This is a genomic window from Ruminiclostridium herbifermentans, from assembly GCF_005473905.2.
GTDB lineage: Bacteria > Bacillota > Clostridia > Acetivibrionales > DSM-1351 > Ruminiclostridium > Ruminiclostridium herbifermentans.
Window position 1 is genome coordinate 2,011,588 of record NZ_CP061336.1, and the last position, 15,492, is coordinate 2,027,079.

Below are 15,492 nucleotides of genomic sequence, written 5' to 3' on the forward strand. Positions count from 1 at the left end.
CTATAGAAAATATTTAATTATTTTTACTTAATATTTATCTATGAAAGAGGTAAGAATGGAGACAATAATGAAAATCCCTTTTCTACTAGCTATTTTAGCATCAATTATAACAGGTGCTATCAGTATAGTTAATAATGCTGGAACTAATAAAACATGTGTTAGAATGATTTTTGCTATGATAATTTTTTATATCATAGGATTATTGGTTAGTAAAACAATAATCAGTATTGTTGAAGAGCAGAATAAGCAGAAACTTGAAGCTGAAAAAAAGAAAGAGGAAGAAGAAATGTTTGAAAAGGCAAAAGCTTCTGCAAAAGTAAAAAAGCCAGAACATTTAGGAAATACGCTTGATTTATCTACGGAGGAAGAAATTGATGATGGCTTTACTCCATTTGACTTATCACAAGCAGTTAAAACAAAGATGAAAGAATAATACAATAAGCATTGGGGGATTTAGATGCCAGGTGTAAATAATAATCAGCTTTGGAAGCAATATACAAAAACTAGAGATCCAGCTTTAAAGGATGAGCTTATAGTTCAGTATGCATATCTAATCAAATATGTAGCTGGAAGACTAAGCATATACTTTGGATCAAATGTTGAATTTGATGATTTGGTTGGTTATGGAGCATTTGGTCTTATTGATGCTATAGAAAAATTCGACATTTCAAAAGGTGTTAAGTTTGAAACTTATGCTTCTGTTAGAATAAGAGGCTCTATTATAGATAGTATTCGTGATTTAGATTGGGTTCCACGGTCATTAAGACAAAAGAACAAGGAACTTGAAAAAGTTTATGCCGAAATAGAAAATGAAGTTGGTCATTCAGCTACAGATAAAGAAGTTGCTGATAAATTGGGTATAAGCATGGAAGAATTTTACAAGCTTTTGAATGATGTCAATGTTTCATCAATGATGTCTCTAGAAGAATTTATGGAACAGAACTATGAAAGAGGTTTAGAGATAGTAAGTGATAGTACTGACGATAAGCCAGAAGCTGCATTAGAGAGTGTTGAAATAAAGGAAATTCTTATTGATGCTATTGACAAGTTGCCAGAAAAGGAGAAAGCGGTAATTACATTTTATTATTTTGAAGAATTAACTTTAAAAGAAATAAGTGCAATAATGAATGTAACAGAATCCAGAATATCACAGTTACACACTAAGGCTTTACTGAGAATGCGTGGTAAATTGTTTAGACATAGAATTATGTTGGAATCCTAGCTCGAAACAAAAGTTTGTGAAAACATGGTTATGTTTTCGAGCAGCAAAAACCCATAATTTGTTTTTTGATTGATGAGAGATATTGTCATTACATGGTGCATTTTCGATTTACAAAAAAACACAAGTGTTTTTGACGGTTTAGGTGATGGTTGTGCTAATTAATATAGTTAAGTTTTGAGAAGAAGAAATTTATAAGTTTTTTTTGGGTAGCATAAGTAATTTTTATACTAACATGGTGCATATTTGATTTGTGATAATAAAAGTGCTTTGAAGTAGCAAAGACAGCTACAGTGGATTTTGATGTTGTGTTTTGGAATAGAACTGTTTAAGAGGAGGCGTATCTCTGCGGGGGAGAGGTTATCCACTGATAGTTTCATTATATATTTTGCTGAAAGTAGGCGTGGGAGGTTTATATGGCAGGACAGGATGACTTAAAGATATTAGTTAGTGTTTCACCTGATGAGTTAAAAGCATATATAACACTATATAAGGGTGATGGAAATTCTAAAGTTAGTAAGGATGATATGCTTAGGGCGCTTGCTCTTCAAAGAGTTACTTATGGTATAAATGAACAAGTATTAGAACAATATGCTGAAAATCCAATATATAATGAACCATTTTGTGTAGCCGAAGGTGTTGCACCTAAACATGGGAAAAATGGTGAAGTAAAGTATCATTTTAATACTACAGTTACTAATACACCAACTATATTAGAGGATGGAAGGATTAATTACAGGGAATTAAATCTGATTCAAATGGTAAAAAAAGGACAGATTCTTTGTACACTAGAGCCTGCAATAATGGGTTCTAATGGAATGACTGTTAAAGGAAAGGTTTTAATTGGTGTTAATGGAAAACCTGCTGTACTGCCAAGAGGTAAGAATGTAGCTGTTTCAGAAGACGGAAAGTCTTTATACGCTACAACTGATGGCGAAGTAGAATATTTAGATGCAACAAAGGTTAGTGTTTACACTAATCATGAAGTTCCTGCTGATGTAGATAATTCCACTGGAAATATTAATTTTGTTGGTAGCGTAACAATTAAAGGAAATGTTTTATCTGGTTTTTCCGTTGAAGCTGGTGGCAATGTTGAGGTTTATGGTGTTGTTGAAGGAGCTACAATCAAAGCTGGTGGAAATATAATCCTCAGAAGAGGTATGCAAGGAATGGGAAAGGGTAAACTTATTGCTGGTGGAGATATTGTTGCCAGATATATTGAATATTGCAATGTAGAAGCAAAAAATAATATACAATCTGAAGCAGTTCTCCATAGTAATGTAAAGTGTGGAAATAAATTGGAGTTAACTGGAAGAAAAGGATTACTTGTTGGTGGTACTTGTAAAGTAGGTAAAATGATTATTGCAAAAGTAATTGGCTCACATATGGCAACACCAACAGATCTTGAGGTTGGTATTGATCCTACAATAAGAGAGGATTATAAGAGAGCAAAAGAAGAAATGGCAGCAAGTGAAAGTGATATTAAAAAAGCAGAGCAAGCAATAGCTTTATTGAAAAAGCTTGAAGCTGCTGGTGCACTTACACCTGAAAAAAAAGAAATCCTAACAAAAAGTGTAAGAACTAAAATTTACCTATCATCTAGAATAGAAGAACTTAAAAAAGAAATTGAATGGCTAGAAGAAAAACTTAAACAGGATGGAGATGGAAAAATCCGTGGAACAAGCTTCATATATCCTGGTGTAAAGGTTACTATTGGAACTTGTGTTATGTATGTAAAGGAAAATCTTCAATATTGTACTTTGTACAGAGATGGTGCAGATATACGTGTTGGAGCAATTGACAAATAGTCTATTGTTTAATGGATAGGAGGCGATCAGATGTCAATTAGGCCCGTGGATTTTCAAGTAATGTATCCTAAATCATCTGAATTAGCAAAAACATATAGTGATGAGACAAACAAGAATCATGCTATAAATCAGCAATTAGCTGAGCAAAATAGAGATAAAATAGATAATAGCTTAAAACAAGTGGTTGCCCGTGAAAATGTGCATGGGGGTCGCATAGAAAGAAAAGACGAAAACGATAAGTCAAAGCAGCAAAAGGAAAAAAATAAAAAGCAAAAAAAGCCAGAGAACATGCCAACCATTGATATAAAGATATAGTTTTTTGGGAAGCTTTTAATTCCTTTTATACATAGTGAAGGGGTTAAGCATTTAAAAACCTTTAATGCTATTATTACTAATGCAATTTTAGTTCGATATTAAAATGCTAATATTGATTAATAACTTGAGGTGAGTATGGAAGCATTTTATGTAAGTATTATATTTATAGGAAGTATATTGGTAATTGCAGCTCTGTTTTTCATTATAATGGATAAAGTTAACGGAAAAGACTTTTTTAAAGAGTTTGACAGAAAAAAGGATGAAATGTTTAACTTGATTCAAGATTCTGAAGAAATGATACAAGAGCTAAATAAGATGTCTGATTATGTTGTAACAGTTATAGAAGAAAAAAATAAGGAATTCTTTAGTAAAAACGCTAATCTCAAAGTTCAGAAACCACAGATAGCAATTGAAGATGTAAAAGAGGATATAAGAGAGTTGCCACCTCAAACAAAGGGGGAGCAACTTTTACTAGATAATCAGAAAAGTGCTAAGCAGGAAGTGTTAACTGAAAATACGCTTGTTGAAGATGAAGATTCAGATAATGGTGTAGATTACGCAAATCATATAGAAGAAACAGAACCACAAAAGGTTACTGTTCCTATTAACACAAAAAATGCAGTACTGAAATATAAGAATTCAGGCTTGCAAAATAAGGACAAATTTTCTCAAAATGAAGATTTTGAGCTGAATATGAGTAGTGTAGTTTATGAACCTCAAAAATCGGATAAGCTTGTTAAGGACAATTTTGATAATAACAGAGACAAAAATAAAGACAAAAATGGATTTAAAAAGTATTCAGAATTAGCCCAAGAGGAAGAGATATCTAAGGATAATAGAATAACAGACGATAAGTATTTAACTGAGGTTAATATTGAAGAAACTCAAAAAGCGCCTGATGATTCAATGAATAATGGAAAAGAACCAGAAAATCATGAAATAGAAAATCAGAAAAAGTCAAGACTTACTCTTAGTGGGAAAAGGGGAGAGGTTTTGCAGTTGATAGAAATTGGCATGAGTGATGATGAAATTTCTGAGAAATTAAAAGTAGGTAAAGGTGAGGTTAGGCTTATTAGAGGATTAAGCAAATAATAAAAATAGAATAACCATCGTCTTTATTATATAGGACTTATTAATATAGAAATGGCATTTTGAAAATTACTGCTACCAAAATTAAAAAAATTTATACAATTTTGTTGATGATTATAAAGCATGGAGAAAAAGATGAGAAGACTACATGAGAAGAGTATTGTATTAGGAATTGGAATAGGGATGATTATTACATCTATTGCGGGAATGATTTATTCTGCTGGTACTCAAAAGGAATTAACTAGAGAAGAAATTATTAGCAAAGCTAAGGCTTATGGTTTAATTGAGCCCACTACTTTTATAAATAATAATACATCTGATAACACAAAGGCAGCTCTTGATAAAAACACTTCCAACAATACTGAAACAGCAAATGAAACTTCATCAAATACTTCAACAACCAGCGAAAAAGCTGATGAAACTACAACACCAAACAATGCAGCTGATAAAACTGGCACAAACAATCAGCAAGAGCCTGAAAAATCTGAAAACCTCGAAGCTGAGAGAAATATCAGTATTGCAGTACAAAGGGGATTTGGTTCTAAACAGGTGGCAAAGTTATTACTTGAAAAAGGGGTTATTACAAGTGAAGCTGAATTTGATGCTGCTTTAGCATCTTATAAAGCTACTCAAAAAATTCGTACAGGAACTTATTTATTCAAAAAGAATGAAGATTTAGACTATATTGTTAAAACCATTTGTAAATTTAAATAGGTTTTATATAATTTTAAGAATTTAAAGAGGTATAATATTATTTTAACTCGAAAATATACTATGTTAGTACATTTTCGAGTTTTTCAATTTTGTCACTGTTTACAAAGCACATCGTATAATCAATGATATAGACAAACAAAGATATAAATTGAACTTCTATGTATACGAAATATTATTATAAAGAATATTTCTTTGCGTTAAACTCATCTTTAATAACCTTAAGTGCTATTGGAGTAAATATCAATGCACAAACTATTTCGGCAGCTGGATAGCAAAACCAAACTCCCTTTAATCCAAAAAGTTTACCTAAAAAATATGCAGAAGGCAATAATACTATTATTTGTCTTAGTAGTGACATTATAAGTGATTTAAAGCCATGTCCAATTGATTGGAACATTGACGAAATAATTATACCAAATGCTGCTGGAATAAAGCATATGCTAATAACCCTAAGGGCGTAAACTCCTATTTCAGAATCTTGACCAAATATAGAAAGCAACCTGCTAGGGAACAATTGGAAGATTACTAGTCCTACAACTAAAATAACAGAAGCAACTGATAAAGACAAAAACAAAGTGCGGTCAAAGCGCTTCTTTTTATTTGCGCCAAAATTATATCCCATTATTGGCATAGCACCTTGTGTTAATCCAAATACAGGCATAAATACGAAGGATTGCAGTTTGAAATATATACCCAGTACTGAAATAGCAGCTTCTGATAATGACATGAGTATGAAGTTTAAGCTTGAAGTTGTAAAAGAAGCAACAGAGTTCATGATGATAGTAGGAATACCTACTTTATATATGTTAATTATATTTTGCTTCTTAATCTTTAGGCCGCGCAAATTTGGTTTAATAGCGTGTTTTTTAACATTGAGCATAATAATAACGTAGGTCATTGCTGTAAACTGACTAATTACTGTTGCAATGGCTGAACCGGCTATACCTAACTCTGGAAAAAAGAAATATCCAAAAATAAGCATTGGATTTAATATAATGTTAAGAATAGCTCCAATTAACTGTGAAACCATAGGTACTGTCATGTTTCCTGTTGCCTGCAGCGTTTTTGTACAAACAACTTCAATGAACATTCCAGCAGAACAAGCCGTTACTATTGTAAGAAAGGTTGTACCCAAGGATATAACATTTGGATTGTCCGAAAACAGTGCAATAAAAGAACCTGAAAACAAAAATCCTATTACAGCAAATATGGCAGCATTTATCAATGCCAAAAATAATCCAGTTGATGCTGTGGCAGAAGCTTCATCAATTTTTCCTTCTCCTAGCTTTCTGGCAACCAGTGAATTTGTTCCTATTCCCACACCAATTGCAAAAGCAAAAACCAAAAGCTGCATAGGAAAAGCTATTGAGACAGCTTGAAAAGCATCGAGACTTAGTTTTGATACAAAATAGCTATCAACAATATTATATAGTGATTGGACAAACATAGACAACATAGCGGGTGCTGACATGCTTGCCAATAATCTACCGATTGGCATTTCGCCCATTTTTTCAAAGCCTAAACTTTCTTTTTTCATAAAACCTCCAGTGGATATCAAAACAAATTGTATTTTATAGTTGTTAATCAATTTTCACAATTATTGCTCATTGTGATTATATTAATCATTGGCTTTTAAGCTTAAATTCATTTATAGAGCTTAACACCGACTAAATATGCAACTTTTATAATCCAACTTTCTGTTGTAAAGTATTATGTTGTTCAAATTATCTAATGCTTTGTTGTTGAGAAATAAGTCTATCTATTAGAATTATGTAGTTAACAATAGATATGTTTGAACACTAAATTTGAAATATTATTTATTACTTATTACACACAAATAATAATTTTATCAAATAAAGCATATAAATGTCAAATTCGTAAATTATATTATTTGAATAGATTTTTCTAAATAGCTTGCCTTTTGGACATAATAATGGTTAATTAATGCATATTTACCATATTAATTATATTGAGAGGATGTTTAATCAATACTATTATTCAGTCTATTAGAATAGATTCCTATGAGTGTTTACAACAGTAAACTGCTAAATAGTAATAACAATTCCATTTTCCCAAATAAATATAAGTGAATAGTATATTTTTTATGAATTATATGGTATATATATTGTAGAAAACAAATAGTACCCATTATTTTGCAGCTTCCTAGTATTTAGATTACAGTGGCGGCAAAACGGTTTTTTTTGATATATTTGAAAATATATAAATGCTGATATTACAAGCTCAAACTTCCCATTGGAATATACGCTTAAAGTTCAATATATCAGCTGTGGTACTATAATCAGTGGCAGCATTATCAAAAGATAAGTAATTATTTCATATGATAAGTTGATATATTTCAGTATTATTAAATGAAAAGGCTTGCACAGGCATATATTATTTCATAAGATAGGTTGGTTTGTTATTACTAAACATTGGTAATCTTAAGTATGGTTCTGCTTTTAGTCCGAAAGTTGTGTCAGAAATAATTGCATGAATTAGTTGTATGAGTAAAGCTTGCATGTGTAATACATAAATCGTTGTGTTATTGTTGATTTAATGAAGCAACTAGATTACATTAAATATTGGAGGCAATAATGGAGTATCAAAAACTAGATAGTAGAATTTTAATTTCTTGGAGAATTGTTAGATTAATTAGTCTTGTTATTGTTGGATTAATTTTAACTGTTGCACTGATTATTATGTCAAGAGTGACATTTCTTGAAGCATACTTAATTTATGGATATATTGTTGCAGGAATAATATTAAGCTATATGTTATTAGGTCTTTTTCTGTATCCAGCAATTGAATACAGACAGTGGGGATATATTATTTCTGATGATAGAGTGGAGATAAGACATGGTATATTTTTAATTAAAATTACTGTTATACCAATTGTAAGAATTCAGCACATTACAATATCCCAGGGGCCGATCAACCGCAGGCTTGGTATTTCAACAATAAATGTACATACTGCAAGTGGAGTTTTTGCTATTGAAGGCATTTCAAGTGAGGAAGCAAGCGCTATGGCTGAAATGCTAAAATCAAAGTTGTATATTAGACTTGAAAATAACGAGAAATAGTTCACTTTTTTAATCATAGGAGGTCAAATTGGATTTTAAGCATAGACGAGGACATTTTTTAATTATATTTGAAAAAATATCAGAAATACCAATACTTTTGTTAAGTATTATTTTTAGTGCTTTTCTATTAAATACATTTGACACGCAGGCATTGATACCTGTAGTGGCTATTTTACTTAGCCCTATTTCGAAGCTGGTTAATTATTTCTTTACATATTACACTTTAACACAAGAGCATCTAATAGTAGAATCTGGTGTGTTCAATAAAAAGAGAATTGAGCTTCCATTTTCAACTATTACCGCTGTAGACCTTTCTCAAAATATCTTGTATCAGATATTTGGTGTTTATAAAATTAAAGTGGATAATGCAAGTCAAACAAATGAGGCTGCAAATCAATCTAAGATTAATTTGACTTTAAAGAAAGAAGAAGCCATTCAATTTAAAAAGATAATTACTGGCAATTTTATTGAGACAGCTAATGAACAACATGAGTTAGCGGCAATTAAAGGGGAAATTAGTGATTTTATAAAGCTAGGGCTTTTACAGTCTAAGGCTGCCTACATTATGAGTATACTTGCTATTGTCGGATCTCTATCAAGCTTAATTATCCCATTTATAGAAGGTAAGGTTGAGGGTGCATTATTGGCAGCTTTGATTATTACAATAATAATTATTGTATATTTGACAGCGGTAATAATGTCAATTGTAAAAGCAGTCATAAAATATTATGCTTTCAGCGTTTGGGCAGATGAGGAAACACTAAAAGTACAATATGGACTATTGAATAAAAAAAGCTTTTCGCTTCAGAAAAGTAAAATAAATGGTATCATTCTGAAACAAAATTTACTAATGAGAATTTTTAAACTTTACTCAGCAGAAGTAATAGTAATAGGATATGGTGATAAGTCAGAAGAGGGTGGAACTGAGAAAGCCATTATTTTCCCTATTGCCAAAAAGGAAAAAATTAAAGAAATTGTTAATATTGTTTTACCTGAATATTCATTAGATTATAAACTCTGTAAGCCAGAGAGAAAGGCAATAAGATACTTTTTCATAAGTCCTATGTTTATATTTGCTGTAATTTGTGTAATATGCGCAGTTGCTGCAGCAATAATTATTGAAAATTATATAGTAATAGCAGCAGCTTTAGTATTTTTAGCATTTTCGGTTGCGCACACAATACAAAAGTATATCAATGCTGGAATAAGCGTAGGGGAGAGCAATATTGTGCTTTCATCAGGAGCATTCAGCAAGCGAGTAGCTATTATAAAAACAAAAAGCATAGAAAGTATTACCTCTACAGGCAGCATATTTAAGAGAAGAAAGGGCTTTGTATCAATTAGGCTCGGGTTTGTTGCTCCTTTGCGAGTAGCAAACATATCCTCGCTGAATCTGCCTATCAATCAGTTTGAGTTGCTAGAAGGGGTTTTGAAGTATTAGAAATGAAAGCCGAGCATAGTCTAAGATTACTGATGGTTTTTTAAGCCACTTAATTTTTACAAACTTATTATTTGGAGGCTTGGCGATTTTTTTAGCAACTTATGGATGAAAAGCTGAACAGAGTCTAAGTTTACTGATGGCTTGTTGTAAGTAAACCAACTTATTTTATGTAATTATTTTAGCTTTCATTTTATACAATGCATTAGTAGTTATGAAGAACAAGCATAAGTAATTTAAAAAGTACTTCACAAAAGTAAGCTGCTGTCTAAAACTTCGTAATGGTATAATTATATAAACTTATAACTCTGTGCTTAATTTTCATCTTTTGGAGGTTTTGTAGGCTTAAAATGCCGCTTGGGTAATGTTTTTGCACTTGAATTTCTTTTTATTGACTAAAAAGCGTAAGCTTTTATCAGGTTGAGAAAAAAATTTTTGAAATTTAGTATTGATTTGTGATTGTTTGTGTGTTATTATATTCAAGCAGCAGGAATTAACATGCTGAACTGGTGAAATTGGCAGACGCACTGGTTTGTATCTAAAATGGAATTTGCACTGACAATTAAATATGGGGATGTGATGGAATTGGCAGACGTAGCGGACTCAAAATCCGCCGATAGTGATATCGTGTGGGTTCGACTCCCACCATCCCCACCAAGTTTTATGAGAACCTTGTAACTAAATAGTTGCAGGTTTTTTTGCTATTTTTATGAGCAGTAGACATATCTAGTGGAAGCAAATAATTTGGTTCTATGTTAATAGTTGATAGAGAACGGTAAATTGAAATTTGAATTTATTTGAGAACTCTTGCTTTATGGCTGATTGGCTCTCTGTTTGTAGATATGTAGAATTATACGTCTTAAATTATCAAAATTTCTATCTCCCACCCTGATTATGTTTACAAAGTATACTAGGGAAGAGTATCTACTAAGAGAAGTCTTTAATGGTCTCTAAGAATAACGAAGTAACTAAAATGATGTGAGACAAACATCTATAAAGTTTCTACCCAAAGGAGTTATATCAATAATATCTTTTGCATATCTGCTTTATTTAAAGGAATATACCTTTTTATGCAGAATTATGAATTATAATTTAATCCATATGCGAGGTTTACATGTTAGCAAATAATAAGCTGAAAGATTCAAATGATATAAATTTTGACACGGAGGCTAAAAAATAACGTATGATGAGTTCATAAATATTAGGCTGAAATCATTATATTCTAAGAAAAAACAATGTAAAAGTATTGAACAACTATATTTGATGGTTGAATATGAACTGATGTAAGATCAAGTGATACATTATCTATGGGTAGTTTAATTTTCGCTGTGCTTGCAATTTTTGTAGCTATATTTCCTTATGTTTTAGGAATATTATGTGTTATGATATTATATTTTGTATATGGTTTAGTTGGAATATACATCTTGAAAAAGGCAGAAAAATGGTTTGACTATTCTGGTAAAAAAACAATGGTGCTGAATATTTGTTTAAATATTTTGGTTAGTAAATAATATATTTATATTGAGACCAATTAGATATGGGTGTGTATGTCAAGTTCATTATATAAATTGCCCCGTTTTCAACTATAACAGCTTCTTCATATTGAACTTTTTATGTTCCTTATGCTGTCATTTATTTACCTTTATATTTAAGCCTGATATAAGAACGCTGAAGGTTTCAATATTATTTTATAATAGGGAGTGATTATATATTATGAGAAAATTGAAGACTAAAAGAAAAGTACTTGTAATCTTTACGATATTTGCAATAGCTACTTTAGCTTGTTGTATAGGATATGCTGTTAGTAATGATAGTATTGCTAATCTTTTTGGGAAAAAACATGCAGAAGTCTTAAAAAACGCCGGTGATGATATAGTTGCAACCGTAGATGGTGAAAAAATAACTAAAAAAGGGTTTGATACATATAAGCTATTTTTAAGCAATAGCAAAGATGATATGTCTGATCAGCAAATACTTGATAAAATAATAGAACGTAATATTCTATACGATTTAGCCATAAAAGAAAGCTATTCTGCCTCAGATAGTGAATTATCTTCTGTTATTAAAACAGCTCAAGATGTAATTAAGAGTGATAGTCAGCAATATGAAGCATTTAAGGAATATCTTATTGGATTAAGTATGAGTGAAGATGAATATTGGGAAATTGTTATACCTGCTTATGAAAAAGCAGTTACATGTGGAAAGTATAAAAAAGCGTTAAAGGAAAATTTTAAGAAAGAAAATAAGATAGTAGATGAAGAAGAGTTAAATACTAAATTTAATGATTTCTATAATCAAAAAGTAAAGAATGCTAAGAGTAAATTAAAAGTTGAAACTTATTTTAAGTAATGGAGTGGATTGAGTAGCTTTGTATTTTACCATAAAGGAGTAAAATTTAATGGATTTTAAATACTATCTAAGATACGCAAGTTTGGTATTATTAATAATTTTTAACGTAAATGTTAGTATGGCAACTAATGAAATCTCCGCTTGCTTTTTTCTTTTATGTGTTTAGTTTAGTAGTAATTGTGGTGTTGTTTTCTGTAAAATATGTTGTCAATCAGGATGAAATATTTAAATATATATTTTTTTGATGTTCGGACTATAAATATACATAATATAAAAATGATAAAGATAGGGTTAAAGTCAAACATATTGGAACTATTGAAATATATATTGGTAATGCTGCTAAAGCTGTTAAAGAGGATGGTTATTATTTTATAATGAATGATGATAGGCTGATTAAAATTGAAAGTGGATATCGAAAGAAGGAATAACTCTAGGAAAATATATAATAGGAAACTATAAAATCCCCAAAAAACATTATGAAAAATATAAACTTTTAATGATAGGTTTTAAAAATATTAGAGATAAATTAAATATAAATATAATCAGCTAAAGAAGTAGAAAACAGCCTCGTATAACTAAATGTATAATAAAAGGATATGTATAAATATTAGCAATTACTGATTATCCAAAAAGAATAAAAAATATTTCAGTTCTAGTTACTCATTCCTATGATTGTGGATGGATATTAAGCGAAAAGACTAAAATGTTCCGCTTACCTTGGCTTAAAAGTTATTATTACATACAGACTATGTTCCTTTTATGAATGAGTTTTATAATGATTCTGTGGTTGATATTGACAAAATTGATTATTTTAGCTGAATTTGAATGAAAGTGGAACAAGCTTTTAGTATACTAGATAGTTACTTTTAATGAGATATATTTTTGATAAACCAGTAGATATAATTATTATCACAGTTTTATCTAGTACATTTGCATTCTCTGTTTTATTATAGTAGGAGCATAATCCAACGCTATTATAGTAAAATCATTTTATACAAAGTCGAAACTTAGTATGTATATACCTTTTGAGATTCTTAATATATTCTCTATATTATATTTGTATCATACACAATATTGATCTAATTCTTAAAATCTGTATTTTTTCAATGATGCTGTATTTAATCCTATAATTTCAACGGGAATTTGGTATGAGAAGAGCGTAAGGTTACAAAACCTCCGTTTATTTGTTGTTTCTAGAAAAAATAACATATATTGAAAAAGTTTTAAATAAATGATTTAATATGAGTAATTATACAAAAATATGTAAATTTTTTTGTGGAGGTATGAGTATGCCTAATAATAAAGAATATAATAATGAAAAGTCAAAAAGCAAAGCGTCGCAGAATGAGAATGATATGGAAAAGGTCTTCAAAGATTTAGAAGACATTTTTAGCGAAAATGGACCATTAGCTAAAGTGGGTGAAGCTCTTTCACAACTAAAGGAATTAAATATCGACCTGTTTAATATGCTGAGCAATCCTAATAATTCAATGAGCACTAAAACCGATGTTCCATCCGATAGGGAAAGTACTTCCACTAAAAAGAAAGTTTCATCTTCGACAAAAGGAAAAAATAAAGATTCCGAAGGTACTGATACTGAAAAAGGAACAAAAGGGAAAGGCAGTTCAGAAAAAGAAAGCGCGGGAGAGTCAATGAAAATCGCGAAGCCCTATATGTTCACAAAACCCATTAGTGAGGGCGGTATGAATTATATCATAAATGGAGAAAATCTTAATAATTTTTTCGGCCAGTGGAAAGCTTCATTAACGGGAAGCGGTACAGATGGATTTACACAATGGAATATGAAGGTTCATATGGATTTTACCATAACTGAAGAGGGAATAGGCTTATTGTCAGGCTGTGGTACAATATGTGTGAGAACTATAACCTTAAAAGCAAGCTGTGACATAGATATGGGATTGAAGGTGACAGGAACTACTAAACTCATTGCAAATGAAAACGGTAATCCCCAGCTGATTCTTGACACTCAGTGTCCTGAACTTTCAAATAACTTTTCGCTAGAAATGCCAAAAGTAAGAATTGATAAGTCGCTTCCCTTCTGCTCAGGTGGCAATTGGCCTATTACATTAGAGCTTAATAAGGTATTTGGAGTTTTTAGATTTATTGAGAACCAACATGGGGATGATTTACCAATTATACCGAAAGAAGAAAAAGTTATAAATAGTGAAGTCTTATACCGTAAAAAAGCAAAACTGACATTGACAAAAGATAATCAACCTATTTCAGGCATTAAAGTGTGTATTAAATCTTCAAGAAAAGAGGATAAGATTATTTATGTCAATGATATATCTGACGAAAAAGGTGAGATAGTCTTTAATATTGAAACCCGTAAAAAAGGAAAAGCAGAAATATTTGTAGATGAAAAGGATAAAATAGTATATGCTAAAAAAGAAACTGTAACTTTTAACGAAGCCTGGTATGAAGAAATGTTTATGATTACGAAATATTATATTCCTGTTGAAAAGGAATTTAAGAGTGGAAAAGCTGGCAAGGGCAAAAATACTATGACAAAGGTAGGCGATGAAATGCATAACAGTGAATTTCTAGCAGAGACACGTGAAAACGGTACAGGCTTAGCCGAAGGGGCAGACGGCAGTGATTATTACATAGACAGTAAATTTAAGAAAAAAGAATTGAAAGATTTGTATAGAGGACGTTATGGCAATGTTGAAGCACGCAAAACTATTGCTGCTGACCCACTGATAATTCCACCGCTGCATAATGTATACATTAAACCGTTGGGTAAAGTTAAGATGGTAGATATAGGAGGCGCTATCAAAAATTATCGTATTGACTATTTTGCAGGTGAAGGAATAGATAGTTTAAACTCTGTGAAAGTACTCGGGGAGGTTTTAATGGATCCGGTTCCCGGGCGTAATGACGACAGAAAAAAGCAATATTTTGCATATGTAAAGTATTTAGGTACAAAGTAATAAATGAGCTTAGACCTTAAGATTCTAAAATTACCTATTGCATAGTGTTACACAAAAATTTCTTAAATCTTTTAGGGGTTGACCTAAAAAGGGTTACCCCCATTAATTATCTATAAAACGGAAGAAGATTTTCGATAAAATATCTGATAATGAATTGGATTTTTTCATAAGAAATAATTCTAGTTTCAATATATGAAATGATTTGATATAGGAAGCTGATAATAAACATTTCGCTGAGAATTAGGATTATAATTTTTGTTGAGATATATTGTTTTATTAAGAGTTTTATTAAATTCAAAATATTACATCAAAATGGAAAGAAAATGCCCTTAATGGAAGTTGTATATACGAGGTTATGGGGCTTTTTTTGTTATTAAGGTGGTGAAGTGCTTTATAAATTTTTATTGACTTCATGACTGGTGATAGTAAAATATTGTTAACCACATTAGGTTGTTACTGTACAACGTGGATACATATTTTTTAGTAAATAAAATTTTAATTGGTATTTTTGAAGTTTTTTATTGGA

General features: G+C 30.7%; 11 protein-coding genes and 1 tRNA gene. 11 read left to right on the top strand and 1 reads right to left on the bottom strand.

What is annotated here, in order from left to right:
- The first annotated feature begins 55 nt into the window (after nucleotides 1-55).
- The 6 genes from EHE19_RS08410 (at nucleotide 56) to EHE19_RS08435 (ending at nucleotide 5,145) form a co-directional block, all read left to right on the top strand.
- Nucleotides 56-433, top strand: a complete 378-nt coding sequence (locus EHE19_RS08410; protein ID WP_137696362.1) for a hypothetical protein — start codon at nucleotides 56-58, stop codon at nucleotides 431-433.
- 24 nt (nucleotides 434-457) lie between these two features.
- Complete coding sequence (locus tag EHE19_RS08415) at nucleotides 458-1,222, top strand: FliA/WhiG family RNA polymerase sigma factor (protein ID WP_137696361.1); 765 nt, start codon at nucleotides 458-460, stop codon at nucleotides 1,220-1,222.
- Nucleotides 1,223-1,635: 413 nt separating this feature from the next.
- Nucleotides 1,636-3,027 (top strand): FapA family protein, encoded by a 1,392-nt coding sequence (locus EHE19_RS08420; RefSeq protein WP_137696360.1) that lies wholly within the window; start codon nucleotides 1,636-1,638, stop codon nucleotides 3,025-3,027.
- A 30-nt stretch (nucleotides 3,028-3,057) separates the two neighbouring features.
- The gene (locus EHE19_RS08425) at nucleotides 3,058-3,342 is read left to right on the top strand and encodes a hypothetical protein (RefSeq protein ID WP_137696359.1); all 285 of its coding nucleotides are present in this window, start codon (nucleotides 3,058-3,060) and stop codon (nucleotides 3,340-3,342) included.
- Between the two features lie 135 nt (nucleotides 3,343-3,477).
- On the top strand, nucleotides 3,478-4,434 hold the full coding sequence (locus tag EHE19_RS19735) for a hypothetical protein (protein WP_244648362.1): 957 nt from the start codon (nucleotides 3,478-3,480) through the stop codon (nucleotides 4,432-4,434).
- A 132-nt stretch (nucleotides 4,435-4,566) separates the two neighbouring features.
- Nucleotides 4,567-5,145, top strand: a complete 579-nt coding sequence (locus EHE19_RS08435; protein WP_137696358.1) for an endolytic transglycosylase MltG — start codon at nucleotides 4,567-4,569, stop codon at nucleotides 5,143-5,145.
- Between the two features lie 175 nt (nucleotides 5,146-5,320).
- On the opposite strand, the gene EHE19_RS08440 is transcribed toward EHE19_RS08435, so the two are convergent.
- On the bottom strand, nucleotides 5,321-6,682 hold the full coding sequence (locus tag EHE19_RS08440) for an MATE family efflux transporter (RefSeq protein WP_137696357.1): 1,362 nt from the start codon (nucleotides 6,680-6,682) through the stop codon (nucleotides 5,321-5,323).
- Between the two features lie 1,057 nt (nucleotides 6,683-7,739).
- Between EHE19_RS08440 and EHE19_RS08445 the strand changes: the two genes are divergently transcribed.
- From EHE19_RS08445 to EHE19_RS08470, 5 genes are all read left to right on the top strand, one after another.
- The gene (locus tag EHE19_RS08445; RefSeq protein ID WP_137696356.1) at nucleotides 7,740-8,225 is read left to right on the top strand and encodes a PH domain-containing protein; all 486 of its coding nucleotides are present in this window, start codon (nucleotides 7,740-7,742) and stop codon (nucleotides 8,223-8,225) included.
- A gap of 28 nt (nucleotides 8,226-8,253) precedes the next feature.
- Nucleotides 8,254-9,666 (top strand): PH domain-containing protein, encoded by a 1,413-nt coding sequence (locus tag EHE19_RS08450; protein ID WP_137696355.1) that lies wholly within the window; start codon nucleotides 8,254-8,256, stop codon nucleotides 9,664-9,666.
- A 567-nt stretch (nucleotides 9,667-10,233) separates the two neighbouring features.
- Nucleotides 10,234-10,320: transfer RNA gene (locus EHE19_RS08455), tRNA-Leu, on the top strand.
- 1,056 nt (nucleotides 10,321-11,376) lie between these two features.
- Nucleotides 11,377-12,012 carry a SurA N-terminal domain-containing protein gene (locus EHE19_RS08465; protein ID WP_137696354.1) on the top strand — a complete coding sequence of 212 codons (636 nt, stop codon included), beginning with the start codon at nucleotides 11,377-11,379 and terminating at the stop codon, nucleotides 12,010-12,012.
- A gap of 1,289 nt (nucleotides 12,013-13,301) precedes the next feature.
- Nucleotides 13,302-14,966: a 3D domain-containing protein gene (locus tag EHE19_RS08470; RefSeq protein ID WP_137696353.1), complete on the top strand. Its 1,665-nt coding sequence runs from the start codon at nucleotides 13,302-13,304 to the stop codon at nucleotides 14,964-14,966.
- Nucleotides 14,967-15,492: the final 526 nt, after the last annotated feature.

Coding starts and splice junctions, on each gene's coding strand:
- EHE19_RS08470 (WP_137696353.1), top strand. CDS start 13,302: ATGCCTAATAATAAAGAATATAATAATGAAAAGTCAAAAAGCAAAGCG.
- EHE19_RS08445 (WP_137696356.1), top strand. CDS start 7,740: ATGGAGTATCAAAAACTAGATAGTAGAATTTTAATTTCTTGGAGAATT.
- EHE19_RS08440 (WP_137696357.1), bottom strand. CDS start 6,682: ATGAAAAAAGAAAGTTTAGGCTTTGAAAAAATGGGCGAAATGCCAATC.
- EHE19_RS08435 (WP_137696358.1), top strand. CDS start 4,567: ATGAGAAGACTACATGAGAAGAGTATTGTATTAGGAATTGGAATAGGG.
- EHE19_RS08425 (WP_137696359.1), top strand. CDS start 3,058: ATGTCAATTAGGCCCGTGGATTTTCAAGTAATGTATCCTAAATCATCT.
- EHE19_RS08410 (WP_137696362.1), top strand. CDS start 56: ATGGAGACAATAATGAAAATCCCTTTTCTACTAGCTATTTTAGCATCA.
- EHE19_RS19735 (WP_244648362.1), top strand. CDS start 3,478: ATGGAAGCATTTTATGTAAGTATTATATTTATAGGAAGTATATTGGTA.
- EHE19_RS08420 (WP_137696360.1), top strand. CDS start 1,636: ATGGCAGGACAGGATGACTTAAAGATATTAGTTAGTGTTTCACCTGAT.
- EHE19_RS08465 (WP_137696354.1), top strand. CDS start 11,377: ATGAGAAAATTGAAGACTAAAAGAAAAGTACTTGTAATCTTTACGATA.
- EHE19_RS08415 (WP_137696361.1), top strand. CDS start 458: ATGCCAGGTGTAAATAATAATCAGCTTTGGAAGCAATATACAAAAACT.